Raw genomic sequence first — 20,810 nt, 5'->3', positions numbered from 1 at the left:
AGGCGTGCCCGGTCCGGTGGAAAGGGGCCCCGGTGGCGGTGGCGGCAGCCTGGGGACGGCGTGCCGCCACCGCGCCGGGGCCCGATTCTCGGCCGGACGGCCGGACGGCCGGACGGTCGAAGTGACCCGACCGTCGAAATGACCCGACCGTCGAAATGACCCGACCGTCGAAATGACCCGACGGTCGAGTGACCGAACGGCCGAACTGGCCGCGCCGGTCGGCCGGATGGGCCTCAATGGCGTCATGAGAACTGCGACCGGGAAGAGGGACAACGGGATGGGACTTCACGCACAGGTACGGACATCGGACGGCTGGGCCGTCCGGCACGCCGTCGTGACCCTGACCGACCGGACCGGCGCCCAGGTGGCGCGCGGCGAAGCGGACGACCACGGGACGGTGGCCGCCGAGGTGACGCTCGCGCCGGGGCCGTACACCGTGATCGTGACGGCCGTCGGCCACGCGCCCGCCGCCGCCACCGCGTTCGTCACCTCCAGCGGTGTCGCCGACGCCGGGACGGTCGTCCTGGAGCGGCAGGGCGGTGTCGAACTGCCGCCGCCCGGTGTGTGGGACCTCGACCCCGCGCACTCGTCGGTGGCCACCGTCGTCCAGCACCTCGGGATCTCCAGCGTGCGGGGCCGTTTCACCGAGTTCGGCGGGCGGGTCGAGATCGCGGCGGTGCCCGAGCACTCCCGTGTCGACGCGGTCATCGACGCCGCGAGCATCGACACCGGCAACAGCATGCGCGACAAGCACCTGCGGTCGCCGGACTTCCTGGACGCGGAACGGTTCCCGGAGATCACCTACCACAGCACGGGGGTCAGCCGGTCCGGTCCGGACCGCTGGACGGTACGGGGCGAGCTGTCGCTGCACGGAGTCGTACGGAAGGTGCCGCTGGACCTGGCGTACCTCGGGACCGGGCCCGACCCGTGGGGCGACGTGCGGGCGGCGTTCCGGGCGACGACGGAGCTGCGGCGCGACGATTTCGCCATGAACTACAACCAGGTGGTCCAGGCGGGGATCTCGGCGATCGGCGCCACGCTTCGGGTGGAACTCGACATCCAGGTGGTGCGGGAGGCCGGACCCGGACCGGCGGACGCGGTCGCGTCGTAGGCTGCGAGACATGGCACCGAACATCGCTACCAACACCACCGTGGCGCTCGCCGAGTTGCTGGAGTTCGTCCGGCCCAGGCACCACGCCATCCTGCTGACCACCCGTTCGGACGGCCGTCCCCAGGGCTCCCCGCTGACCTGCGGCGTGGACGACTCGGGCCGGATCGTCGTCTCCACCTACCCGGAGCGCGCGAAGACGCGCAACGCCAAGCGTGACCCGCGCGCGAGCGTGATCGTCCTGTCGGACACCTGGGACGGGCCGTGGGTGCAGATCGACGGTACGGCGGAGGTCCTGGACGTCCCGGAGTCGGTGGAGCCGCTGGTCGAGTACTTCCGCAACATCTCGGGGGAGCACCCGGACTGGGACGAGTACCGCGAGGCGATGGTGCGGCAGGGGAAGTCGATCATCCGCGTCACACCGGAGCGCTGGAGCCCGATCGCGACGGGTGGGTTTCCGGCCACGTTGGCGCCGCCGGAGTAGGGGGTCCGTCCGGCCGCGGTGCTAGGTCCTGTCCGGCGGATCTTCGGGGATCAGGCCGGGGCGGCTGGTGCGGTGCATCGCAAGGCGGAGGATCATCCTCGTACTGGACGTACTTGGATGACTCCGACAACGCAGGGAGGTGCCGTGCCAGGCGTCCCGGACCCCCGAAGATCCGCCGGACAGGGCCTAGCGCGCCCGCATCGCCTCGATGCCCGCGATGAGGAGTTCGAGCGCGAACGTGAAGTCCCGTTCGCGCATCTCCTCGACCGTGTCGCCGCCGCGCGCCTCCATCAGCTCCTCGGCCTGCTCGAACCGGCCCCGGTACTCCGGCCGTTCGTTGATCCGTCCCATGGCGTGCCGGTAGTACTGGTCCTGGGTCATGCCCGCCTCGGCGCAGCGCTGGACGAAGTGGCCCTCGATCGTGCCGAAGCCGTAGACGAACTGGAAAACGGCGCCCAGCGCGCCCATCTGGCCGTGTGCGGGCAGGCCCGTGCGGCGCATGACCCGCTGGACGGCGGCGGAGAACTCCATCGAGTTCGGGCCGATGTTGAGGAACTTGCCGACGAGCGGCGAGACCCAGGGGTGGCGGACCAGGAGGGCGCGGTAGTTGACGGCGAGGGCGCGCAGGTCGTCGCGCCAGTCGGAGGCGGTGTCGGAGGCCGTGTCGGGGTCTGATTCCGCGTGGGCGTCCGCGTCCGCGTCCGTCCCGTCGTCCGCCGCGCGGGCCGTGTCGATCTCCGTGTAGACGGAGTCCAGGGCGAGTTCGAGGAGGTCGTCCTTGGTGTCCACGTACCAGTACATGGACATGGCCGTCACGCTCAGCTCGGCCGCCAGCCGCCGCATCGAGAACTTGGCCGGGCCCTCCGCGTCGAGCAGTTGTACCGACACCGCGATGATCCGGTCCCGGTCCAGCCCGGTGGGATGGTCGGAACGCTCGCTCTTACGGCCGCGCGCGGCGGGCTTGCCCTCCAGCCAGACACTGGTCCGCGGGGGCTGCTTGGCCTTGTCGGCCGCCGACTCCATGGATGAGCCTCCTCGGTTCCTCGCCGCGTTCTTGCGGGTCCGATGCTATGCCGCGGATACCTCGGGTCTGTCCGCCCGCTCGGCACGGCGGAGCAGCAGCGCGGCGAGCAGACCGCCCGCGAGCACCGCCACCGCGCCCACCAACTGGCTTGTCTCCAGGCCCGTGGCGAAGGCGTCGGAGATCAGCGCACGCTCCGTGTCCCCGCCGGGGCCCGTCTCGACGGCCGCGAGCGCGGCGGGCAGCGAGGACGCGCCCACGGCGGCGGGTACGAGCGCGGCGAACCGGGAGTTGAGTACGGCTCCGAGTACGGCGACCCCCAGACCGTTGCCGAACTCGGCGAGCGTGCCGTTGACGCCCGCGCCGACGCCCGCCTTCTCCGGGGGGATCGCGCTCATGATGGCGTTGGCCATGGCGGGCATCGAGACGCCGACGCCCGCGCCCATCACGACGAGTCCGGCCAGCATGCCGCTGTAGCCGCCGGCGCCGAGGACCGCGATGGCCGCGAGGCCCGCGGCCACCAGGGACATGCCGACGGCGATGGTGCCGGGTGTGCCCAACTTCTTTACGAGCCAGGCTCCGAGGCCCGCGAGGTTCAGCAGGATGACGGTGACGGCGAGCGGTGCCGTACGCAGACCGGCGTCCAACGGGCCGTATCCCAGGACGAATTGGAGATGCTGGGTGAGCAGGAACAGCGAGCCCGTCATACCGAAGGCGACCAGGAGCGTGCCCGCGACGGCGCCGACGAAGCGCTGGTCGCGGAAGAAGTGCATGTCCAGCATCGGGTAGGGGACGCGCAGTTCCCAGTACGCGAAGGCCCCCATGACGAGCACGCCGACCGCCGCGGGGAGCAGCACCTGGCCGGACGTCCAGCCGTGGTCGGGGCCGGAGATGATCGCGTACACGACGGAGGTCATGCCGATGACGGAGAGCAGCGCCCCCAGCAGGTCGGGGCGGGCGCCCTGCTTGGTCTTGGACTCCGGTACGAGCGCGACGACGGCGATCAGGCCGAGGACCACGACCGGGATGTTGATGAGGAAGATCGCGCCCCACCAGAAGTGGTCGAGCACGGCGCCGCCGAGCAGCGGTCCGGCGGCGAAGCCGAGTGAATTGACCGTCGACCAGAGGCCGATGGCCCTCACGCGCTCCTCCTCGTCGAAGATCTGGACGACGACGGCGAGTGTGGTGGTGATCAACAGGGCGCCGCCGACGCCCATTCCGGCGCGGGCGGCGATCAACTGGCCCGAGGACTGGGCGAGTCCGGCGGCCAGCGAGCCGATGCCGAACAGCACGAGGCCGGAGACGAGCATCTTCTTGCGGCCGTAGCGGTCGGCGGCGTTGCCCGCGGTGAGCAGGAGGCCGGACTGGACGAGCGAGTAGGCGTTGATCATCCACTGCACGTCGGCGGTCGACGCGTGCAGTTCGGTGGTGAGGGAGGGGATGGCGACGCTGAGGACGGTGTTGTCGATGAGCACGGTGAGCTGGGCGAGACAGATGACGCCGAGGATCAGCCAGCGCTGGGGGTGGCGGCCGGGGACCGGCGAGAGAGGGGTGGTGCCGCGGGTGCCGGTGGCCGACGCCTTGGCCTTCGCCTTCATACGGAAAGTCCTTTACGGTGTACGGGACCAGGTGGCCCCGTACACCGTACAAGAAACTCTCTTACGTCGTATAGCTACTTGGTGGCGGTCAGATCGTAGAGGGTCGTGCCACCGATGGTGACCTCCTTGTACGTCTCCTGCACCCAGGTGGAGATGGACGACGCCGATCCCTCCTGATCGCCGCCTCCGCCGCCGAACCCGCCGCCTCCGAAGAAGTAGTGGATCTTGCCGTCGGCGACGTACTGCTTGAACTGGTCGAGCGTCGGGGACGGGTCGCTGCCGTTGAAGCCGCCGATCGCCATCACCGGTTCCCCGGTGGCGAGTTGGTTGGTCGCGGCGTTCTGGGAGCCGGTCGTCGCGGCGACCCAGGTGTAGTCACCGGCGTCCTTCTTCAGCGCCGTGACCACCTCCGAGCTGACGGCCTGGCCTTCGAGCAGACCGGCCATACCGCCGCCGGCGCCGCCTCCACCGCCGCCTTGTGCGGGCTTCTGCGCGGTGCCACCGGGCTGCTGCCCCGCCGCGGCCGGGGGCTGCTGGCCACCGCCGCCGCCCTGCTGGGGAGCCTGGCCGCGACCGCCACCGCCACCGCCTTGGCCACCGCCGGGCCGCTGGGCGCGGGCGGTGTCGTCGCCGGCGCCTCCCGGAGGAGTGCCGCCACCACCGCCACCACCGCCACCGCCCTGGCCACCGCCGCCGCCGCCGCGCGCCGCCGCCGGGCCCGCCGTGACGATCGACCCCGAGTGCGGTGTGTTGACCGTGGACAGCGTGAACGCGAGCGGAGCCGCCAGCGAAGCCGCGACCGCCAGCACGACGGCGCCCACCGCCAACCGTGGCGCCAGCGTGCGGAACCGCCCCTCCCGCCCGATCCGGCCCACGACCGTCAGCGCGAGAGCCGCGATCAGCCCGCCGATCAGTACGGCCCAGCGCAGCCACGGCGCGTAGTCCGGCGTCCGGCCGAGCAGCACGAACGCCCAGATCGCCGTCCCCGCCACCGTCACACCCAGCGCGGCGGACGCGAGGACCTTGCCGCGCTCCTCCCACAGCAGCGTCACGCCCATGCCGACGAGAGCGGCGATGTACGGCGCGAGCGCCACCGTGTAGTACTCGTGGAAGATCCCCGCCATGACGGAGAAGACGCCCGCCGTCATCAGCAGCGCACCACCCCAGACGAGGAACGAGGCGCGGGCGACGTCCGTACGCCTGGCCCGCCAGGTCAGCACCAGACCGGCGACCAGCAGAAAGAGCGCGGCGGGCAGCAGCCAGGAGATCTGACCGCCGACGCTGTCGCTGAACAACCGGCCGATACCGGTCTCACCGCCACGGCCTCCGCCGCCTCCGCCGCCTCCCCCGCCACCGCCGACGCTGCCGACCTCGTCACCGCTGATACGGCCAAATCCGTTGTAACCGAAGGTGAGTTCAAGGAAGGAGTTGGTCTGCGAGCCGCCGATGTACGGGCGGGACGCGGCGGGCCACAGCTCGACGATCGCCACCCACCAGCCACCGGCGACCACCAACGCGAGCCCGGCGGCGGCCAGTTGGCCGATCCGGCGCCGTACGGTCGTGGGCGCGCACACCGCGTACACGAGCGCGAGCGGCGGCAGGATCACAAACGCCTGGAGCGTCTTGGTCAGGAACGCGAATCCCATCGCGACCCCCGCCCACAGCAGCCAGCGTGTCCGCGCCCCCTCCAGCGCGCGCAGCACGAAGTAGACGGTGGCCGTCATCAGCAGCGCGAGGAGCGCGTCCGGGTTGTTGAAGCGGAACATCAGCGCGGCGACGGGCGTCAGCGCGAACACCCCGCCCGCGATCAGACCCGCCGAAGCGCTGAAGCGGCGGCGGACCGCCGCGTACAGCACGGCGATCGTGCCGACGCCCATCAGCGCCTCGGGCACCAGGATCTGCCACGAGCCGAGACCGAAGAGGCGTACGGACAGGGCCATCGGCCACAGCGCGGCCGGGGGCTTGTCGACGGTGATGGAGTTCGCCGCGTCGGACGAGCCGAAGAAGAACGCCTTCCAGCTCTCACTGCCGGCCTGGACGGCCGCGGAGTAGAAGGAGTTGGCGTAGCCGGTGTCGCCGAGGCTCCACAGGTTGAGGACCAGCGCCGCGAGCAGCAGGGCGAGGAAGGCGGGGCGTACCCAGGGCGCGTCCTCGGGCCTGCCTCGGCGCAGCCGCAGCAGAAGGGCCGCGGGGGTGGTGCGCGGACTGCCGGAGCGGTGCGCGCGGTGGGGGTGGGCGGCCGGGGCGTGGGGGGCGGCGGGCACCGCGTGGAGGGTGGCCGGCGCGCCGGGGTCGAGAGGCTGGGTCATCGGGCGTTCCGTTCCTGGGCGGGGGCCTGGTCCGGCCGGGCCGCGAGTTGATCGTCACCGTGTGCGGGGACCTGGTCCGGCCGCGCGGCGAGTTGTTCGTCGCCGCGCCGGTCGGGGAAGACCCAGGCGCGGAAGAGGAGGAAGCGCAGCACCGTCGCCGCGAGGTTGGCGGAGATCAGGACGGCCAGTTCGGTGGCGTGGGCGGGGGAGCCGGAGGCCGTGTCGAGCGCCGCCAGCGAGCCGCTGGTCAGGGCGAGACCGATGCCGAAGACGACGAGCCCCTGGGCCTGGTGGCGTACGGCGCGCTCCCGGCCCCGTACCCCGAAGGTGAGCCGCCGGTTGGCGGCGGTGTTCGCGACCGCCGACACCAACAGCGCTCCGGCGTTGGCGAGTTGAGGCCCGGCCGCCGACCGGAAGACGGAGTAGAGCAGCAGATAGAAGAGGGTGGACAGCGCGCCGACGACGCAGAAGCCCACCAACTGGCGGGCGAGTCCGCGCGGTACGCCGCTGATGCCCCGGTCGCGCGGGTCGTCGCCGAAGGGCCGGGCGAGCCGGTCGAGCGGCAGCGCGCCGACCGCGAGCGCGCGCCCGACCCGCCAGACGCCCTTGAGGTCCGCGACGGCCGTACTCACGATGTGCACCCGGCTGTCCGGGTCGTCCACCCAGTCGACCGGCACCTCGTGGATCCGCAGCCCGGCCCGTTCGGCGAGCACCAGCATCTCGGTGTCGAAGAACCAGCCGGTGTCCTCGACCATCGGCAGCAGCCGCTCGGCGACCTCACGCCGTATGGCCTTGAAGCCGCACTGCGCGTCGCTGAAGCGCGCGGAGAGGGAGGACTTGAGGATCAGGTTGTACGCGCGCGAGATGAACTCCCGCTTGGGGCCGCGTACGACGCGCGACGAGCGCGCGAGGCGCGAGCCGATCGCCAGGTCCGAGTGGCCCGAGATCAGCGGCGCGACGAGCGGCAGCAGCGCGTTGAGGTCGGTGGACAGGTCGACGTCCATATAGGCGAGGACGGGCGAGTCGGAGTGCGACCAGACGGTACGCAGCGCCCGCCCCCGCCCCTTCTCCTCCAGCCGGTACGCGGTGACCTCGGGGATCGACGCCGCGAGCCGGGCCGCCACGGCGGGGGTGCGGTCGGTGCTGGCGTTGTCGGCGACGGTGATGCGGAAGCGGTACGGGAAGGTGCGGGCGAGGTGGTCGTGGAGTCGCCGTACGCACGACTCGAGGTCCTGCTCCTCGTTGTAGACGGGGATGGTCACATCGAGCACGGGGACGCCGGTGGGGCCCCTCGCGTCGAGCGCTTCGACCGGGAGATGTTCCCGGGCCGGGAGGCTGCCCCACGGGGTGTCGGTGTCGGTTCGCATACGGCAGACACTCGACGGTCAGGCTGTCATGGCCGTGTGGTGAGCCTGTGGTGCGGCTGTGAGTCCACGGGGGTGGTGAAAGTGGCTGCCCGGACGGGAGGGACGGGGGTGGTGTCGGCCGGGAAGCGCACGGTGAAGACGGTCCGGCCGGGCTCGCTGCGTACGTGGACGTCGCCGCCGTGCGCGGTGACGACGGCCTGCACGATGGCGAGGCCGAGACCGGTGGAGTCGGCCGCCGGGCCCGCCGTACCGGCCGAGCGTGAACGGGACGCGTCGCCGCGCGCGAAGCGTTCGAAGACATGCGGGAGGAGGGCGGGTGGGATACCGGGCCCGTCGTCCACGATGTCCACGAGGACGTACGGATCCAGGCCCTCGGTGGTGGTGCGCACGCGCGCCGTGACGGTCGTCCCCGGCGGGGTGTGCGTACGGGCGTTGGCCAGCAGGTTCACCAGCACCTGATGGAGCCGGGGCCCGTCGCCGTACACGTTCGCGGGCTCGTCCGGCAGCTCCAGCCGCCAGTGGTGGTCCTGCCCGGCCGCCCGTGCGTCGGCGACCGCGTCCACGACGAGCGGGGAGAGGTCCGTCGTCCCGTACGCGAGCGGCCGTCCGGCGTCCAGCCGTGCCAGCAGCAGCAGATCGTCGACCAGCCCGGTCATCCGCCGCGCCTCGGCCTCGATCCGGCCCAGCGCGTGCCGGGTGTCGGGGCCGATCTCCTCCCGGCCGCGCCGGGTGAGTTCGGCGTAACCGCGGATGGAGGCGAGCGGAGTCCGCAGCTCGTGGCTCGCGTCGGCGACGAACCGCCGTACCCGCGTCTCGCTCTCCTGGCGCGCCTCGAGCGCCGAACCGACGTGCCCCAGCATCCGGTTGAGCGCGGCGCCGACCTGACCGACCTCGGTACGCGGATCGGCCTCGGTGTCCGGCAGCCGCGTCAAGGGCGCCACCTCGCCGCTGTGCAGGGGGAGTTCGGAGACGAGCGTGGCGGTCGTGGCGACGCGCCGCAACGGCCGCAGGGCCACCCCGACCAGCACCCCGCCCGCGATCCCGGCGGCGACCAGACCGGCGACGGTGACGCAGATCTCGACCACGATCAGGGTCGAGATCGTGTCCTCGACGCCACTGAGCGGGACGCCGACGAGGAAGGAGCCGTTGCCGCCGTCGACGTACTCCGCGCGGTAGTCGCCCAGGTCGGCGAGGGTCACGGTGTGCGAGCCGCCGTCGCGCGGGACCGTGGCCAGGGCGGCCGTCTCGGCATCGGTGAGCGCGTGCCCGGTGACCTGCTGGCCCTGGTCGTCTCCGCTGGTCTGGGCGCTGATCATGCCCCGGCCGATGTCGCTCGGGCCGGTGCCGGTCAGCTCCAGGCCGACCGTACCGATCGGGGCGCCGCCGCCGGTGATGGTCCGCAGCGGCTCCTTGCCGTCCGGGAGCCGGGGCGGGGTGACGCCGTCCGGCGGGGTGGCCCGCTGGTGGGGGCCGCCGGCCCGTTGGGCGATCGCGTGGAGCTGGGAGTCGAGCTGGTCGTACTGGTACGAGCGGAACGCGATCGTCGTGACCGCGCCGATGACCGCCGCGACGACCGCGATCAGCGAGACCGCCGACACGACGAGGCGGGTGCGCAGCGACCAGCGCTTCGAGGCCGTACGTGTCGAGGCCGTACGTGCGCGCCGCCCGCGTACTCGTTCCCGCACCACTGCTCTCCTACTCTCCGGACTACTCTCCGGGCTTGATCAGATACCCCGCCCCGCGCCGCGTGTGGATCATCGGCGGCCGGCCCGCGTCGATCTTGCGTCGCAGGTACGAGATGTACAGCTCCACGACATTCGCCTGACCGCCGAAGTCGTACGACCACACGCGGTCGAGGATCTGGGCCTTGCTCAGCACGCGCCGCGGGTTGCGCATCAGAAAGCGCAGCAGCTCGAACTCGGTGGCCGTGAGATGGATGGACTGCCCCGCCCTGCTGACGTCGTGGCTGTCCTCGTCAAGGGTCAGATCGCCGACGACCAGTGCCGATTCACTGCGCGCGGCGGCGGTGCCGGAGCGCCGGATCAGCCCGCGCAGACGTGCCACGACCTCCTCCAGGCTGAACGGCTTGGTGACGTAGTCGTCACCGCCCGCGGTGAGCCCGGCGATCCGGTCCTCCACGGCGTCCTTGGCGGTGAGGAAGAGGACGGGCACCTGCGGCAGCTCCTCGCGGAGCCGTCCGAGGACGGCGATGCCGTCCATGTCGGGCAGCATCACGTCCAGGACCACCGCGTCGGGCCGGAACTCCCGCGCCGAACGCAGGGCGCCGGCGCCGTCACCGGCGCTGCGGACTTCCCACCCCTCGTAGCGCAGGGTCATGGACATCAGCTCGGCGAGCGAGGCTTCGTCGTCCACGACAAGGACCCGGACGGGGCTCCCGTCCGGCTTGATCATTTCGGTACGCCCCCTGGGCGAGGTGACGGTCATGGTGCCCACACTGCGCAGGCCCTCTGAGAACGTCCTTGCCGGTTCCTGTGAATTCCCTGAGAACGGGGATGGAGGGCTGGGGGCCAGGCGGGACTTTGGAGACACGGCCTAGAGGGAGCCCCCCGCCCCCAGCCCGAAGAGGCGGACCCCGTTCCCGTAACAGACGGCGCGTGTCCAGTCGTCGCCCAGCCCGAGCCGTTCGAGGACTTCGAGTTGGTGGAGATAGGGATACGGGATGTTGGGGAAGTCCGTACCGAGCAGGATCCGGTCCCCCAGATCCGCCAGCCGGGCCTTGGCGTCCGCCCCGGCCGGGAAGGGCGCGAACGCCTCGCTGAAGTCGGTGAAAGCCATCGTCGTGTCGAGCAGGACTCCGCCGTACCGGTCCGCCAGGTCCAGGAAGTCCCCGTACTCCGGCATCCCCATGTGCGCGACGACCAGCCGCAGTCGCGGGTGGCGCGCGAGCAGTTGGCCGACGGGCTCGGGCCCGGTGAACTTGCCGGGCTGCGGGCCCGATCCGCAGTGCATCACCACCGGCACGGCGGCATCGGCGAGCAACCCCCAGGTGTGGTCGAGGAGTTCGTCGTTGGGGTCGTAATTCCCCACCTGGAGATGGGACTTGAAGATCCGCGCGCCGGACTCGACGGCCTCGCGTACGTACGTCTCCACGCCCTCCTCCGGGAAGAGGGTCGCGGTGTGCAGGCAGTCGGGGGTCCGCGCGGCGAATTCGGCGGCCCAGTTGTTGAGCCAGTCGGCCATGCCGGGCTTGTGGGGGTAGAGCATGGAGGTGTACGCGCGGACGCCGAACGCGCGCAGGAGCGCGACGCGCCGGTCCTCCTCGTGGCGGTAGGTGATGGGCCACTCCATGCCGGTGAGGGGCCCGACGCTGTCGAAGTACGCCCACACCTTCCGCAGGACGCGGTCGGGCATGAAGTGCGTGTGTACGTCGACGAGTCCGGGCAGCGAGAGCCGGTCCCGGAACTCCCGCACGGCCTCGATCTCCGCGGCTGCTTGATCGTCCATCCCTCTAGCTTCTGATCCGGTCGGCGCGCTGTCCAGCGGCGGTCGGCGATCAGAACAGCCCGTCCTGTACGGGGTGCGCGTCACGTACGGGGTGGGCGTCACGTACGGGCACGGTCACGCTCCCCGAGCCTGCCGCCGCGTGGAGTTCCCACCCCCGTACGAGCCGGGTGTCGAGCACGAGCACCGCACCGTCGCCGCAGTCCAGATGCAGATCGGGCCCGGCGGCGGCCAGGAGCCGCCCGGCGACGCGCCCTCCGTCGACCAGTTCGCCGATCACCCCCGTCACGGGCGGGGTCCCGGCCAGCCCGAACACGCCCAGGTGATCGACGGGTTCGAGTTCCACGCGCTCCAACGACTCGGGCCAGCCAGCGAGTTCAACAGCACGCCCGTACAACTCCCGTACCTCCTCGGCCCGTTCATCCGCCTCGGTCGGCAAGGTGGCGCGTACGGCACGCTTCGCGGCGTACGGCACGCGGTCCGGCACACCCAGCGCCGTACGCAGCAACTCCTCTGTCCGCCGCGCCGCCATCAGCGGCCCGCGCCCGAGCCGGGTGAACACCACGGCGCCCTGCTCGAGCAGCCGCGCCGGCCCGCGCGCCTCGGCGGTGATGCCGACCTTGACCATGCCGGGCCCGAACCACGCCAGATAGACCGTGTACGGCCGCGGATCGTCCGCGACGGTGTCGGCGGCCACCGACCGCGACCGGTCGAGCCGCGCGCAGTCCGGGCACTGCCCACCGGTACTCCGCCCGCCCACGACGGCGCCGAGGGGACAGACCTGCCCCCGCACCCCGGCGCAGTGCCGCTCCCCGACGACCCGAAACCCCAGGTCACGCCCGTACACGAGCGCGGCTAGCCGCTCCCGCCGCCCGTCGCGCCACACCAGCTCACCCCCGCCGGCACTCCACCGCACCCCGTCGCACCGCCATCCCACAGGTGCACCCCGATCTGCTAGAAGTACGCAATGCCTCCCCCCGCGCCCGCCACCCCCACTCTCCACTACATCCACTACATCCGCTTCCAGTCCCCGACCCGGAGCCCAGGCGGCGCGGGGCAGCGGCCTGACCCCCGAGCGGTGGAGTTTCCGGCGTACGGACAACGACTGGTACGACGCCACGTCCCCGCAAGTGCGACGGCGTGGTTCAAGTCGACGGCGGACGAACTGCTCGCGCGGGTGCCCGGCTATCTCGACCTGCTGGCGGCGCACGACGTCGCGTGCGTACGGCTGACGTCCCCGGTGGTGCCCGGCAGGGTCGTCCACGAGGACGAGCACCAGATCGTGACGGTCCCGACACGGCCGGCCTGAGCGGTCAGGTACTCACGTACTCACCCCGAAGCGCACATCGCCACCCCGCGCGACGATCTCGACCTCGTCCCCGAGCGCCCACTCGGCGACCCGCGACACGGCCGCGGCCGGGACGACGTCGCTGATGCCCTCCGCGGCCGGGACGTCGTACGTCGCGTGGGCGTCGTGGGGCAGTACGACGCGGTACCCGCGCGCCAGCGCGGTCCGCGCGGTGGCCGACACGCACATCTCGGACATCACCCCGCACACGGCGATCCCCTTCACCCCGGCGGCCACCAGCAGCCGGCCGAGCGACGTCCCCGCGAACCCGTCGTCGTGCTCCTTCCGCACGACCACCTCGCGGTCCCCCTCCACGACGGGCAGGGCGAGCTCCCATCCCGCGGTCCCGACCTCGTCGTCGGCGCCGGCATCCCCGTCGTTCTGGAGATGCACGACGAGCACGCCACCTTCCCGCGCCCGCCCGAGCATCCCCTCAATCGCTGCCCGCACCGAGGGGGCCCCGGGCACGGCCCCCTCCCCGGCGAAGAAGGCGCGCTGCACATCGACAACAACCAGGGCCTGCACGGCCGCCACATCACTCATCCCGCGATGATCGCGGCCCGCCACCCGTCCTCACAAACGTTTATGCCCGCGGCCACGGGCGGCCGTCGCTCAGGCGCGCGGAATATCGCGACCGGTCGGGCGGTACTCGACCAGCAGCACCCGGCCGTCCAGCGCACGGTGCCCGACCAGTTCCAGCTCGGCCGACTGAACGTCCACGAAGAACCGCTCACGACCCGACTCCCCCACGAGGAGGGGAAACGTCATCAGCCGCAATCGGTCGACCAGGCCCGCGCCGAGAAGCTGTCGCACCACGGAGAGACTTCCCATGGTCCGCAGCGGAACGTCGCTCCCGGCTTTGAGTCGTTTGATCTCCCCAACCAGGTCGTCACGGCAGACGCGCGTGCTCGGCCACGTGGCCGTCTCCAACGTCGTCGAGAACACGACCGTCTCCAGCTCACTCATCCGCCGCCAGCCCGCGTCCCGCGCCTCCTCGGGCAGTCCCGCGAGCGCTTCGTAGGTGCGCCGGCCGAGAACGACCAGTTGCGGCAGGGCCGACTCGGCAGTGATCCACTCCTCCAGATCGGGACCGAAGTACCCGAAATACCCGGGCGACGTCTCCCCGCCGGCCCATCCGTCGGCCGAGATGAACACATCGGCAGTCAGTGTCTGCACGGTTGCCCCTTTCGCGGCTCCACGCCCCGGGCCCTCACGGTCCCGAATCCCTGCGTGAGCCTTCCACAAGAGACGTCGGAGCCACACCGCACTTCTCGACACGGGCCCGGAAACACGAGAAGGGCAGGTCCGCCACCATCCTGGCCGGGGATGGATGCGGTCTGCCCTGTCTCGTGAGAGTGGGTCCGGGTCGGTTACTCGCCGCCGCCGAGGATCTCGTCGACCGTGTTGGTGAGACCGTCGGCGATCGCGGTGTCGACCTCCGAGCCGACGATCGCGGCGATGATCAGCGCCACCAGCACGATCACACCGACGTACTCGACCGCGCCCTGACCCTTGTCGCTGCGGCGCTTGATCGCGGAGACAGCGGTGTTCGCCCAGGTGCCGACGTAGAGCTTGACGTTGGTGGCGGCCTTCAGCGTGACGTTCGACATGAGCTTCCCCTTATGTGTCGGCCGGCCGACAACCGGCCGACTCGTACGAGTCGTTGGTGCCACCCGCGCTTCCGACTTCCTCCCGGTCGGTCTCGCTGGCGACATGAGAAAAGTACGACGCCACCGGACCCCCCAGCATGGGCCCCAAGACCCAACCCCAGGCCCAACCGACGAACTGGGCCCGCAGGCCCAACCGCTGGGTCGGCGGGCCCCGTCGGGGACATGACCAGGGCGGCCGACCGCCCGCTCGGACAACCCTCAAGGGCGTCAGGAGACGTTCTTCGCCCCGTCGTTCACCGCAGGGTCCACCCAGGGCTGCCAGTCCGCGCTCCCGGCGATCCCGGCGAGCTGGGACAGGGTCAGCGGCGGGGCGGCGATTTTGGCGGGGCCGCCCTTGCTGTCCGTGCTGTTGGAGGTGATGAGCATGATGCGGGTGCCGTCCTTGCGGAGCAGGTCGGCGGTACGACGGATCAGGGTGCCGGACCTCTCCTCATAGCTGATCAGCACCGAACCGTCGTCGAGGTTGCGGGCTGAGCAGGAGGAGAGACCGGCCCCAACCACCGCCCGGTCGGCGCAGGAGTAGAAGGTCTTGAGCTCCGCCTTGGTCGCGGGCCGTACCTTCTTGTCCGTCCCGGTCTTGTCCGTCCCGGTCTTGTCCGTCCCGGTCTTGTCCGTCCCGGTCTTGTCCGTCCCCGTGGCCCCTTTCGCCGCCGCGGACTTGTCCGGTGCCGTCTCGCCGCTCTTGTCCGGTGCCGTGGCTCCGGAATCCGTGGCCGCCGCCCGCGCCGCGTCCTTGCTCAGCGCGTCGAACGCGGTGAGCTGGAAGTTGCCCTGGAGGCTGACCGTCGTCTCCGCCTTCCCGCCGCTCGTGAGCAGCCGGCCGCCCGCGCTGACCGTGTCGGCGCCCTCCTTGTTCTCCCACCACTGGTACCCGCTGGTCGTCGGCTTGTCCGGCAGCAGGTCCCGCAACGTGGCCACGGTCGCCTTGCCCGTGACGGAAACCTTGCCGTCCGGTGCCGACGTTTCACTCGCCACGAGCGAGAAGTCCGGGATGGTGAGGGCGGCCTGGTTCGCCCTGTCCCCGGTCGAGTCGCCCGGGAGCATCCCCGTAAGGACCATCGCACCCGTCAGTCCGGTCGCGACGGTGAAGGCCGCCGCACCCCACAGGGTCTGCCTGCGCCGCTTCAGCCGCCGCCCACGGGCGAGCCCCCCGCTCACCAGGTCCGGCGCCGGACCGTACGCGTCCGCGTGCGCCTCCAGCAGGTGTCCCAGCCGCGGGCCGAACTCCTGCTCGTCCCGCTGCATCTGTTCTGTGTCCTTCATGGGTTCTCCAGCCCTTCCCCGGCGGCGGTGCTGCCGCGAAGATGATGTGGTGCCGGTCAGCGACGGGCGAGAAAGTCGTGCTCGCCGCCCAGCGACGTCCGCAGACTCGACAGCGCCCGCATGCTCCGGACGCGGACGTTCCCGGCGCTCATTCCGAGCGCCTTCGCGGTCTGCGCGACGCTTCGGTCCTCCCAGTAGCGCAGGACCACAACAGCCCGGTCCTGCGGCGTCAGCCGCGCCAGCGCCTGGGCCAGCGCGAGCCGCAGGGCCGGGTCGTGGTGGGCGGCCGGCTGCTCCGGCAGCTCGTCCACGGGCTTCTCGTACGTCCGGTGCAGCCGGACATGCGAGAGGTACGTGCGCATCAGGATGGTGCGCACGTAGGCGTGCGGACTGTCGGCCGTGCGGACCCGTCTCCACGAGACGAACACCTTGCCCAGAGTCGTCTGGACCAGGTCCTCCGCAAGATGCCAGTCACCGCAGACCAGCAGCGCGGCACGGAAGAGACCGGGGCTCACGGCCTGCATGAACGTCTCGATCTCCGCCGACCGTTGTGCCGATCCGGCCATGTGGGTTTCCCTCCTCGTAACGCGTCTGCGCTCACATGTCCTTGACGCCTCGCGACCGTCGTTCTGTTACGCCCGCGACGAAGAATGTGAGGCACAGAGACTCGGGCCCACCGATAGCGGGGCGCCTGCGGGGAAATTCACCTCGGGCACCTGAGAGCGAGACGAAGAGAAGGAGACGACGTCAGGGAGCGGCGAACCAGCCGAGACAGACCGCCGTCACGGCATACGCCGGAGGCCCCATCGATTCCTCGATGGGGCCTCCGGCCTGCTGTGCACTCGGCAGGATTCGAACCTGCAACCTTCTGATCCGTAGTGAACCGATTCGGGTCCAAGTACCCCAAAGCGGCTCCACGGTAGTGCCCTTGAATCCATCAGGTCTGTCCCTGGTCCATCCCGCGACATGCCGTCTGTGAGACGGATGTGAGACGGGGCGGCGTCGCCCGGTGTGCAACCACCGGACGGCGCCTTGATCCAGACACCTTCCGATCAAGGAGTCCAGACCCATGCATGACCCTATCCAGCCCGCCCCCGTACGCGACTTGCTCGCTACGGTTCTCGAAGCGCTCGACATCCCGCACCCCGCAACGGTGGGCGACGGTGACGCGCACGCGAAGGTGCTCGCCGACCGCGTGATGCACACCGTGATCGCGCTCCGCAACACGCTGGACGGCTGCTCGCTCGGCATCGAGTGGACCACCGAGTATCTGCGTGAGCGCCTGGCCGAACACCCCCCGACCGGATACCGCGCGTACGGCGCCCCGAGGACCGAGGCCGGCCAGTGAGGGGCGTCCGCTGGATCACGATCCAGACCGCCGACCACGGACTGATCCATGTCCTGTGTCCCGACTGGTGCACCAGCCGCCACGACCACCGCCCCGGCTACCGGTCGGACATCCTCCACACCGGGCCCGACCACATCGCCGTGTTCCGGGGCCAGGACCTCGCGTTGGCGTGCCTCGTGCAGGCGCCGTTCGCCGACACCGCCGAGCGGCGCGGGATCTGGGTCAGCTCCGACGACGTCGGGATCGAACTCGACCCGGCCGGCCTGGACGAACTCGCCGCCGTCTACGTCGAGTACGCCGCGCACCTGCTCCAGCTCTCCCGTCAGCTCACCGCCCTGCGGGGTGAGGGCCAGTGAAGCGCGATCCGCTCCTGTGGGGCGCCCTGGTGGCTGTCCTCGTCGTTCTCGCCTCGGCTGAGTACGAGCTGGCCCGCGCGTGCGGGTTCGGCACGTACGTCGCCGCCGGGGTGCCGGCCGCGCTCGACATCTACGCCCTCAAGGCGTTGCGCGTACGCCGCGACGTCATGGTGGTGGTCGCCGCGCTGATCGCGGTGAACGCCGCGTCGCATCTCGTGGCGTCCGGCATCCTGCCCGTCGACTGGCCGCTGATCGTTGCGGTGTCGGCTATCGCCCCGCTGGTGCTGTGGCGCGTCCACCGACTCAGCGAAGAACCGGTTGTTGGTCAGCAGGCAACGACTGCCGAGGCCAGTCGTAGGGATATCCCCACGACTGCCGAGCGGTACGGCGACCCCATTGTCCGGCCCGTACCGGAACCGATCTACGCGGCACCGGAACCAGCGGAACCGCAGGCGGAACCGATCACCGTGGAGCGGGCCCCCGAGCCCACCCCGGCGGCCCCGAAGGTGCCCGTCCTCGGCGCGTTCGTGCCCGTGGCGGAACTCCTCGGCGGAACCACCGGAACCACGACCGGAACCGGCCCTGACCTGCTCGGTGATCACTTTCGAGGAGTCTCGAAAGTGATGGACTGCCCGTCACCGGAACCACCGGAACCGACCATGGTTCCGCCGGTTCCGCCCCACGGTTCCGCCGGTTCCGATCTTGAGTCCGAGGACACCGGCAACACCACGTTCGCCGGCCAGGTGGCCACCGTGCGGAACTGGTTGCTCGCCAATCCGACGCTCACCGGAACCGACATCGGAACCAGGCTCGGCAAGTCCGACGCGTACGGCCGGCGCCTGAAGCGGGCCGCCGTCGAAGCGCTGGCGAGCGCCTGATGTTCGCCGCGTTCTTCGCGGCCTCCGCGCTGCTCGCGCTCCTCGGTCTCGCGCTCCTGGCGCTCCCCGACGTCCCCCGCATCACTGGGACTGTCGCCTTCATCCTCACCGCCGCGGCCTTTGTCGCCGCCCTGTTCCACTGAGGACACAGCACATGAACTACGTCACGTACGGCGGCGTCACCATCGGTCTCTGCATCCTGATGTACCAGGCCGTCACCTGGTGGCCCGGCCGCAAACCCCTCATGAAGGACCCCGTCAAGCACGCGTCCCGCCTGCTCCCGTTCGTCGCCGCCTGGTGCTACGGCTGCCTCACCACCCTCGGCGTCGGCGGCATCGTCGGCACCGCCGCGAGCGCCGCACTCGGCCTCTCCAACTGGCTCGGCGACGTCGCGCTCGTCTGGGGCGTCGGCGGAACCGCCGGCACCCTGGCCGCGCGGCCCACCTTCGTACCTCTCACCGGGCCCGGTGTTGCCCTGATGCTCATCCTCACCGTGGTCGTCATCGCGGCAGTGAAGAAGTTCAGCAGCGGGTCGGAGATCAAGCGCGGCGCCTGGTGCGGCGTCACCCTCGGCACATCGTCCGGCGTCGCAGGGTTCGCCGCGGTGCCGCTCGCGCAGGCCGTGAACTGGCTCGGGAACACCGTCTTCGGGGCGTTCTGATGGGAGCCAAGAAGCGCGCCCCGGAGCCCGTGGAGTCGTCGCGTGCGGCCGGGGCCTGCGTCCTCGTGGTCCTCGCGGGGGGCGCCACTGGGGCCGTGTTCGCCGCCTCCCCGGCTGCCGGGATCCTCGGGGTCTGGGTGGTCGGCACAGCCGCCCTCTGGCGGTACGCGCGACGCCGGGTGTCCGATATGCCCGCCACTCCCCCACCGCCCTCCCCGGAAGGGGTTGACGACGTTCCCGCAGGTGGGACCGAACGCATCGCGAGAGTGGAGTACGACCCGAGCGGGGTTCGATGCACCATCCACGTAGTTCGTGGTGAGGTGAACGAACCATGATCCGCTCCCTGTTGACGGTGCTGCGGATCGACCACGCCACCTACTACTGCGCGAGCTGCGGGGGGTGGTACCCCATCAGCCACTTCAGCGGGTAGCCCCGCCTCCTTGCGCAACGAGAACGGCCCCCAAGACGCGATGTCTTGGGGGCCGTGTGCGTGGTGCAGCAGACCACACGGGCGCGCGTAAGCCCCGGCCACGCGCTGGCAACCGGGGCTCCGCGCCCCCTCCGGCCGGCGCACCTGGGGGACAGATACCGGCCGAAGGGGTGCAGCCCCTCGTCCCGCTGGAGCTCCCCAGCATCAGCGGGACGAGGGGGTCTCAGGTGGCCGTGGTGTTGGTCCGCGGTGTGGCCGGGCATTCCGCCGGATCGGCGTGAACGACTATCCGTACGTCCGGACCCGACATGCGCGGAATGTGGTGGACGACGCCGTTGTCCGTGTGGATCCCGCAAGAGGCGCACATGCCGGGCGCGCGCTCGGGATCGGCGTCCCACATCGGGCTCACCGCTCCGGCCCGCGAATGCAGCGGAGGCACTGGCAGGGGGGATAGGCGCTCGATGCCATCGGCTCGGTGGCCGGGGCGAGAGTCCGTCTCGCGACTGGAGTTCGCTCATGCGTCGTCGGGTTGATCCGGTACACGTGGATGGTGAGCCCCGGCTGATCGTTCCCTGTAGCGGTCACGCATTCAAGATGGCGCGACCACGCAGAGTTGCGCGGCGTCGGTAGGGGCGTCATACCGGCGACACACGGGGCGTCAATCCGGTGTCATTCCTCACTAGCGGCGCCTACCGTGGACGGCATGACCACACCGAACGCCACGCTTCGGGCCGTGCGCATGGGAATGCTCATGTCCCAGGACGACTTCGCCCGCGCCGTACGCGACGCAGGCACCCGAGCCGGTCAACCCAACGACGCCAACAAGCGGCTCGTACAACGCTGGGAGTCCGGCTCCACCGCCTCCCCCCGCCCCGTCTACGCGCGCGCCCTCGAAGCCGTCACAGGACTCCCCATCGAATCCCTCGGCTTCGCCATGTCCGTCCCCGTGGCCCGCGTGACCGGCGACGGGCACGGCGGCCACGACATGGAGCCCACCAACGGCCACATCGCCCCCGCCGGCCCGGCCGCCGAGCCCAGGCCGAACGGCAGCAACTACTCAGGCGTCTGGCTCAGCAGGTACGAGTACTTCTCGTCGGGCCGGGACTCCTCGTTCACCGGCCTGCACTACGTCGTCCTGCTCCAGCACGGGAACCGTCTCTCGGCCCGGAGCCTGCCCGGCTCGTCGGACTCCCCGCTCACCATGGACCTGGAGATCGACAGCCACGTAGTCACGGGCACCTGGACGGAGCAGACCGCAACCGAGGGGTACTACCTCGGTGCCCGCTACCACGGGGCAATCCAGTTGCTTGTTGAGCCGACCGGCCGCCGCATGACGGGGAAGTGGGTGGGGTTCGGTAAGGAGTTCGACGTGAACACCGGCCCGTGGGAGTTGGTTTTCCAGAGCGCGTCCACGAACAAGGCCACGCTGGAGGCGTACAACCACCGGCCCGTGTAGGGCTCCGAGCACGCCGAAGGGGTGGGCACTGATGCCCACCCCTTCGCGCCT

At 71.0% G+C, this 20,810-nt stretch carries 22 protein-coding genes; 9 read left to right on the top strand and 13 right to left on the bottom strand.

Annotation, left to right across the window (positions count from 1 at the left end; all coding sequences use genetic code 11):
• Positions 1 to 277 precede the first annotated feature (277 nt).
• Positions 278 to 1,111 (top strand): YceI family protein, encoded by an 834-nt coding sequence (locus OG329_RS21330; protein ID WP_405797264.1) that lies wholly within the window; start codon positions 278 to 280, stop codon positions 1,109 to 1,111.
• Between the two features lie 10 nt (positions 1,112 to 1,121).
• Complete coding sequence (locus OG329_RS21325) at positions 1,122 to 1,592, top strand: PPOX class F420-dependent oxidoreductase (protein ID WP_405797262.1); 471 nt, start codon at positions 1,122 to 1,124, stop codon at positions 1,590 to 1,592.
• A 186-nt stretch (positions 1,593 to 1,778) separates the two neighbouring features.
• Here the strand turns inward: OG329_RS21325 and OG329_RS21320 are convergent, their stop codons facing one another.
• The 8 genes from OG329_RS21320 to OG329_RS21285 all read right to left on the bottom strand — a co-directional run bounded on the left by OG329_RS21320 (position 1,779) and on the right by OG329_RS21285 (position 12,265).
• Positions 1,779 to 2,615: a TetR/AcrR family transcriptional regulator gene (locus OG329_RS21320; protein ID WP_405797260.1), complete on the bottom strand. Its 837-nt coding sequence runs from the start codon at positions 2,613 to 2,615 to the stop codon at positions 1,779 to 1,781.
• 45 nt (positions 2,616 to 2,660) lie between these two features.
• Complete coding sequence (locus tag OG329_RS21315; protein ID WP_405797259.1) at positions 2,661 to 4,211, bottom strand: MFS transporter; 1,551 nt, start codon at positions 4,209 to 4,211, stop codon at positions 2,661 to 2,663.
• Between the two features lie 74 nt (positions 4,212 to 4,285).
• Positions 4,286 to 6,520: an ArnT family glycosyltransferase gene (locus OG329_RS21310; RefSeq protein ID WP_405797258.1), complete on the bottom strand. Its 2,235-nt coding sequence runs from the start codon at positions 6,518 to 6,520 to the stop codon at positions 4,286 to 4,288.
• Complete coding sequence (locus OG329_RS21305) at positions 6,517 to 7,887, bottom strand: glycosyltransferase (protein WP_405797256.1); 1,371 nt, start codon at positions 7,885 to 7,887, stop codon at positions 6,517 to 6,519. Before OG329_RS21305 ends, OG329_RS21310 begins: the two co-directional genes overlap by 4 nt.
• A gap of 26 nt (positions 7,888 to 7,913) precedes the next feature.
• Entirely contained in the window at positions 7,914 to 9,572 is a 1,659-nt protein-coding gene (locus OG329_RS21300) for a sensor histidine kinase (protein ID WP_405797255.1), read from the bottom strand.
• A gap of 22 nt (positions 9,573 to 9,594) precedes the next feature.
• Complete coding sequence (locus OG329_RS21295) at positions 9,595 to 10,332, bottom strand: response regulator transcription factor (RefSeq protein ID WP_405797253.1); 738 nt, start codon at positions 10,330 to 10,332, stop codon at positions 9,595 to 9,597.
• Positions 10,333 to 10,440: 108 nt separating this feature from the next.
• Positions 10,441 to 11,352, bottom strand: a complete 912-nt coding sequence (locus OG329_RS21290; protein WP_405797251.1) for an amidohydrolase family protein — start codon at positions 11,350 to 11,352, stop codon at positions 10,441 to 10,443.
• Between the two features lie 49 nt (positions 11,353 to 11,401).
• Positions 11,402 to 12,265: a DUF2797 domain-containing protein gene (locus OG329_RS21285; protein ID WP_405797249.1), complete on the bottom strand. Its 864-nt coding sequence runs from the start codon at positions 12,263 to 12,265 to the stop codon at positions 11,402 to 11,404.
• Positions 12,266 to 12,316: 51 nt separating this feature from the next.
• On the opposite strand from OG329_RS21285, the gene OG329_RS21280 reads away from it, so the two are divergent.
• Positions 12,317 to 12,658: a hypothetical protein gene (locus OG329_RS21280; RefSeq protein WP_405797248.1), complete on the top strand. Its 342-nt coding sequence runs from the start codon at positions 12,317 to 12,319 to the stop codon at positions 12,656 to 12,658.
• A 12-nt stretch (positions 12,659 to 12,670) separates the two neighbouring features.
• Here the strand turns inward: OG329_RS21280 and OG329_RS21275 are convergent, their stop codons facing one another.
• The 5 genes from OG329_RS21275 to OG329_RS21255 form a co-directional block, all read right to left on the bottom strand.
• Positions 12,671 to 13,240, bottom strand: coding sequence for an isochorismatase family protein (locus tag OG329_RS21275; protein WP_405797246.1), 570 nt, complete (start codon positions 13,238 to 13,240; stop codon positions 12,671 to 12,673).
• Positions 13,241 to 13,309: 69 nt separating this feature from the next.
• Positions 13,310 to 13,873, bottom strand: a complete 564-nt coding sequence (locus OG329_RS21270) for a dihydrofolate reductase family protein (RefSeq protein ID WP_405797245.1) — start codon at positions 13,871 to 13,873, stop codon at positions 13,310 to 13,312.
• A gap of 194 nt (positions 13,874 to 14,067) precedes the next feature.
• Positions 14,068 to 14,307 carry a hypothetical protein gene (locus OG329_RS21265; RefSeq protein WP_405797243.1) on the bottom strand — a complete coding sequence of 80 codons (240 nt, stop codon included), beginning with the start codon at positions 14,305 to 14,307 and terminating at the stop codon, positions 14,068 to 14,070.
• A 267-nt stretch (positions 14,308 to 14,574) separates the two neighbouring features.
• Positions 14,575 to 15,630, bottom strand: coding sequence for a hypothetical protein (locus OG329_RS21260; protein ID WP_405797242.1), 1,056 nt, complete (start codon positions 15,628 to 15,630; stop codon positions 14,575 to 14,577).
• A 56-nt stretch (positions 15,631 to 15,686) separates the two neighbouring features.
• The gene (locus tag OG329_RS21255) at positions 15,687 to 16,196 is read right to left on the bottom strand and encodes a SigE family RNA polymerase sigma factor (RefSeq protein ID WP_405797240.1); all 510 of its coding nucleotides are present in this window, start codon (positions 16,194 to 16,196) and stop codon (positions 15,687 to 15,689) included.
• 503 nt (positions 16,197 to 16,699) lie between these two features.
• On the opposite strand from OG329_RS21255, the gene OG329_RS21250 reads away from it, so the two are divergent.
• The 6 genes from OG329_RS21250 to OG329_RS21225 all read left to right on the top strand — a co-directional run bounded on the left by OG329_RS21250 (position 16,700) and on the right by OG329_RS21225 (position 20,759).
• Positions 16,700 to 16,978, top strand: a complete 279-nt coding sequence (locus OG329_RS21250; protein WP_405797239.1) for a hypothetical protein — start codon at positions 16,700 to 16,702, stop codon at positions 16,976 to 16,978.
• A complete protein-coding gene (locus OG329_RS21245; RefSeq protein ID WP_405797237.1) occupies positions 16,975 to 17,334 on the top strand; it encodes a DUF6907 domain-containing protein in 360 nt (119 codons plus the stop codon). Before OG329_RS21250 ends, OG329_RS21245 begins: the two co-directional genes overlap by 4 nt.
• Positions 17,331 to 18,212, top strand: coding sequence for a hypothetical protein (locus tag OG329_RS21240; RefSeq protein WP_405797236.1), 882 nt, complete (start codon positions 17,331 to 17,333; stop codon positions 18,210 to 18,212). The genes OG329_RS21245 and OG329_RS21240 overlap by 4 nt, the downstream gene beginning before the upstream one ends.
• A complete protein-coding gene (locus tag OG329_RS21235) occupies positions 18,212 to 18,355 on the top strand; it encodes a hypothetical protein (RefSeq protein ID WP_405797235.1) in 144 nt (47 codons plus the stop codon). Before OG329_RS21240 ends, OG329_RS21235 begins: the two co-directional genes overlap by 1 nt.
• Positions 18,356 to 18,366: 11 nt before the next feature.
• A complete protein-coding gene (locus OG329_RS21230; RefSeq protein WP_405797234.1) occupies positions 18,367 to 18,873 on the top strand; it encodes a hypothetical protein in 507 nt (168 codons plus the stop codon).
• A 1,133-nt stretch (positions 18,874 to 20,006) separates the two neighbouring features.
• Positions 20,007 to 20,759, top strand: coding sequence for an XRE family transcriptional regulator (locus OG329_RS21225; protein ID WP_405797232.1), 753 nt, complete (start codon positions 20,007 to 20,009; stop codon positions 20,757 to 20,759).
• The last annotated feature ends 51 nt before the right edge of the window (positions 20,760 to 20,810 follow it).

Source organism: Streptomyces sp. NBC_01506 (assembly GCF_045040295.1).
Lineage (GTDB): Bacteria > Actinomycetota > Actinomycetes > Streptomycetales > Streptomycetaceae > Streptomyces.
Note: the sequence above shows the minus strand (reverse complement) of the source record. Positions and strands in the feature narration are given on the sequence as shown.

Excerpts from the sequence above, each read along its gene's own strand:
- OG329_RS21260 (WP_405797242.1), bottom strand. The coding sequence starts at position 15,630 with ATGAAGGACACAGAACAGATGCAGCGGGACGAGCAGGAGTTCGGCCCG.
- OG329_RS21255 (WP_405797240.1), bottom strand. The coding sequence starts at position 16,196 with ATGGCCGGATCGGCACAACGGTCGGCGGAGATCGAGACGTTCATGCAG.
- OG329_RS21330 (WP_405797264.1), top strand. The coding sequence starts at position 278 with ATGGGACTTCACGCACAGGTACGGACATCGGACGGCTGGGCCGTCCGG.
- OG329_RS21295 (WP_405797253.1), bottom strand. The coding sequence starts at position 10,332 with ATGACCGTCACCTCGCCCAGGGGGCGTACCGAAATGATCAAGCCGGAC.
- OG329_RS21235 (WP_405797235.1), top strand. The coding sequence starts at position 18,212 with ATGTTCGCCGCGTTCTTCGCGGCCTCCGCGCTGCTCGCGCTCCTCGGT.
- OG329_RS21310 (WP_405797258.1), bottom strand. The coding sequence starts at position 6,520 with ATGACCCAGCCTCTCGACCCCGGCGCGCCGGCCACCCTCCACGCGGTG.
- OG329_RS21250 (WP_405797239.1), top strand. The coding sequence starts at position 16,700 with ATGCATGACCCTATCCAGCCCGCCCCCGTACGCGACTTGCTCGCTACG.
- OG329_RS21290 (WP_405797251.1), bottom strand. The coding sequence starts at position 11,352 with ATGGACGATCAAGCAGCCGCGGAGATCGAGGCCGTGCGGGAGTTCCGG.
- OG329_RS21315 (WP_405797259.1), bottom strand. The coding sequence starts at position 4,211 with ATGAAGGCGAAGGCCAAGGCGTCGGCCACCGGCACCCGCGGCACCACC.
- OG329_RS21320 (WP_405797260.1), bottom strand. The coding sequence starts at position 2,615 with ATGGAGTCGGCGGCCGACAAGGCCAAGCAGCCCCCGCGGACCAGTGTC.
- OG329_RS21230 (WP_405797234.1), top strand. The coding sequence starts at position 18,367 with ATGAACTACGTCACGTACGGCGGCGTCACCATCGGTCTCTGCATCCTG.
- OG329_RS21225 (WP_405797232.1), top strand. The coding sequence starts at position 20,007 with ATGACCACACCGAACGCCACGCTTCGGGCCGTGCGCATGGGAATGCTC.
- OG329_RS21265 (WP_405797243.1), bottom strand. The coding sequence starts at position 14,307 with ATGTCGAACGTCACGCTGAAGGCCGCCACCAACGTCAAGCTCTACGTC.
- OG329_RS21305 (WP_405797256.1), bottom strand. The coding sequence starts at position 7,887 with ATGCGAACCGACACCGACACCCCGTGGGGCAGCCTCCCGGCCCGGGAA.
- OG329_RS21280 (WP_405797248.1), top strand. The coding sequence starts at position 12,317 with ATGCCTCCCCCCGCGCCCGCCACCCCCACTCTCCACTACATCCACTAC.
- OG329_RS21325 (WP_405797262.1), top strand. The coding sequence starts at position 1,122 with ATGGCACCGAACATCGCTACCAACACCACCGTGGCGCTCGCCGAGTTG.
- OG329_RS21275 (WP_405797246.1), bottom strand. The coding sequence starts at position 13,240 with ATGAGTGATGTGGCGGCCGTGCAGGCCCTGGTTGTTGTCGATGTGCAG.